This window comes from Salinicola sp. (genome assembly GCF_982684285.1).
On the sequence record NZ_CEXLVS010000367.1, the window covers coordinates 1 to 2780 of the forward strand.

The 2780-nt window shown below is 63.1% G+C and carries 3 protein-coding genes; all 3 read left to right on the plus strand.

The window, feature by feature from the left end:
* Positions 1-527: STY4526/YPO1902 family pathogenicity island replication protein (locus AC3AYF_RS19905; protein ID WP_487780255.1), on the plus strand; the 527-nt coding region annotated here is incomplete at its 5' end.
* Positions 528-568: 41 nt separating this feature from the next.
* A complete protein-coding gene (locus AC3AYF_RS19910; protein ID WP_295040327.1) occupies positions 569-1771 on the plus strand; it encodes an STY4528 family pathogenicity island replication protein in 1203 nt (400 codons plus the stop codon).
* Between the two features lie 98 nt (positions 1772-1869).
* Entirely contained in the window at positions 1870-2637 is a 768-nt protein-coding gene (locus AC3AYF_RS19915) for a PFL_4669 family integrating conjugative element protein (protein WP_295040325.1), read from the plus strand.
* Positions 2638-2780 lie beyond the last annotated feature (143 nt).

The following is a 2780-nucleotide window of genomic DNA, read 5'->3' on the forward strand; positions in this document are numbered from 1 at the left end:
TGGGCTTCCGCGATGACGAGCTGCAGAGTCTCAGTCGGCTGCGGGCCAGCGAGATCGAGTCCCTGATCCACGAGTTTCCGGGCGTGGCCCGGTTCGAGCTGGATCACGACACCTTCAAAGCGGCGCTGCGCCGCGTCGATCGCGACCAGGATCGCGACGGGCTGGTCGATCACTGCATTCGACACGGGGCCAGCGTGCACATGCTGAGCACCTTCTTCGGTCTGACCCCGAACGACTGCTCGGCGCGTCGCACGCTGCTGGGCGTGCCGAGCCGGCAGGGACGCTTGCCCATGCCGGAAGAGAAGGTAGAGCACGAGGCGTACCACCGCTGGCAGACCATTTCTGACGATCCATCCGGTCCCGGTGCCGTGGAAGATATTCGCGGCATGCTGGTACTGGCCGAAGAGGTCACGCTGCCGTTGGCGGTGATCTGGACCCTGATCAAGCAGTGGACCCAGCCGGAGCAGGCGCGACAGCAAAGCCTGCCTGCCGAGGATGAGGGCGTGGTGCGTGAAGGGGTGGCGTGATGAAACATTTTGACGCGCTTATCGGGCGCGCCGCGTCATCCATGACTCAACGCCGAGGCGAGGCCGCCTCGGCGTCAAGCGGTCAGGAGGATGCGCTCGACGGTCTGCTGTTCATGGGCAATCCCCATGAGACCGTTCCCCGAGCCCTGCTACTCGATCAACGCCTGGGCGCGGTCGACGTGCTTGGGTGGCAGATGATCCGACTGCTCTCGAACGCCGATCGCACCACCGCTTTTCCAACCTATGACGAACTGGAGCCGTTGCTGCGTTCCGGTGCGAACCGTAAGGCGTCACGCAAGACCGTGGCGCGTGTCATCGCGATCCTCAGGCTGACCCGCTGGATGACGTTGGGCATGAAAGCGCGGAACACCGACAACGGACGCATGATCGGCAACGTCTACGTGCTGCACGATGAGCCGCTGGCACCCGCCGAGTCGCTGTCGCTGGATGCCGAGTACATCGAGTACGTCATCCGTTGCACCCGTCATCACAACCGTGATGTCGCCGAGGTGGCGCAACTCGTTCGCGACGAGCTGGCCGAGGGCGGTGTGCTCGAACTGCCGACCCGACTCGATGTCATCGACCAGCGTGCCGAGCGCCAAAAGCGCACAGAGTTTCCAGCGGAAACTCTGTCATCAGATGCCCAGTTTCCGGCGGAAACTCAGCAGGATTCTCCCGGTTTCCAGCGGAAACCCGGACAGTTTCCTGAATCCGAAGATCCCAGTTTCCAGCGGAAACTCATGCGTGAATCAGGCACTTACGACGCAGTTTCCGATGCAGCTCGCCCTACAGTACGTAGTTATACAAACAGTGTGTGTAAAACCACCGCGCGCGAGCCGGGCGACGCCTCGCTGATCTGGAGCTGGCCGCTCGAGCTGACTGCCGACGAGCGGGAATCGGTCACGTTCCTGCTGACGGGGTTGTCGACCGAGACGCAGCAGGCGGTGATCGACGAAGCCGCCGGGCGGGTCGATGCCGGCAAGGTCAAGAACACACTGGGCTTCCTGCACACTCTGGCCAAGCGTGCCGCCTCGGACAATTTCCAGCTGACCCACTTCGGGCGCGGCGTCGCCAACAAGCGGCGTGACCAGGCTGAGACGAGTGACGAACAGAACCGGGCCGTTACCGCGCCGGTGGTGGCGATGTCGCCGCCCAAGCCGGCCCAGCCGGAACCACAGCCGATGTCGGCGGCAACCGAACGGGCGCGAGGGGAGATGTTCAAGCGCCTCGGACTACGGCGCTAGAAACCCTTGAGATCGCGTTTAACGTTTCCGGTAGGGCAATGCTCATCGACCCCTGATGCTGGCATCCCATCCAGTGCATCGACGACTCAGGAGTGATTATGGCCAGCACTGAGCCCCGTGTAGGGCAGCTACGCAGCAAGATCGAGATGACCCTGCACACCTATCCGGCAGTGCTTGCCTGGCACGGGCGCGGAGTCGAGAGCGGCAAACCGCAGGTGGTCGGCCTCAAGCAGTTCCTGTCGCTGGCCGGTCGTGTTCACCAGGCAGCGGGCCGAGACGATCCCTATGCCGATCACTGGCTGCTCATGCTCGAGGAGAAAGTCGACGAGACCCGACAGGCGCTGCAGCAGCTGGAAACTCGAGTCAGCAGTGTGCTGAAGCAGATCCCGGAAGGACTCGATGTTAGCCGTAACGTCAGCCAGCAACCGTTCGTGACGCCCGTGTTCACCGGCGGGCAGATGGGCTGGCAGGCCGTCATGTTGCTGATGCAGTACGACAGCATCGTCCGCGATGTCCTATTGGCGCACCACATTGGCTTGCTGGGCAACAAGCAACGCGGCGCGATGATCCGTGATCAGGGCGGTCATGCCTTGCGCTCGCTCTGCTACGCCCCCGTCAAGTTCCCCGGATTCAGCGGCGCAACGCGTGACGATTTCGCGGCCAACAACGCCAAGGCGCGAAACGCCCTCGAGAAATACGGTGAGTTGCCGCAGGACATTCTGGAAGGAACGCGTCGCAGCGAGTTTGCGCCGACGATCCGCCGTGAGGAAGCCACGCCGTCCGGCAGTGATCAGGCACACAAGCTCGAAGGCGCGGATCTGGACGACGACCAGCTGCTGCCCCAGCCCGGGGCCTCCGAGGACTAATTCCTGCGGGTGATGGCACTGCCATCACTCCAGGAAGAGCCAGGTGGGTGATGGCACTGCCATCACTCCAGAAAGAGCCAGGTGGGTGATGGCACTGCCATCACTCCAGAAAGAGCCAGGTGGGTGATGGCACTGCCATCACT

Excerpts from the sequence above, each read along its gene's own strand:
- AC3AYF_RS19910 (WP_295040327.1), top strand. The coding sequence starts at position 569 with ATGACTCAACGCCGAGGCGAGGCCGCCTCGGCGTCAAGCGGTCAGGAG.
- AC3AYF_RS19915 (WP_295040325.1), top strand. The coding sequence starts at position 1,870 with ATGGCCAGCACTGAGCCCCGTGTAGGGCAGCTACGCAGCAAGATCGAG.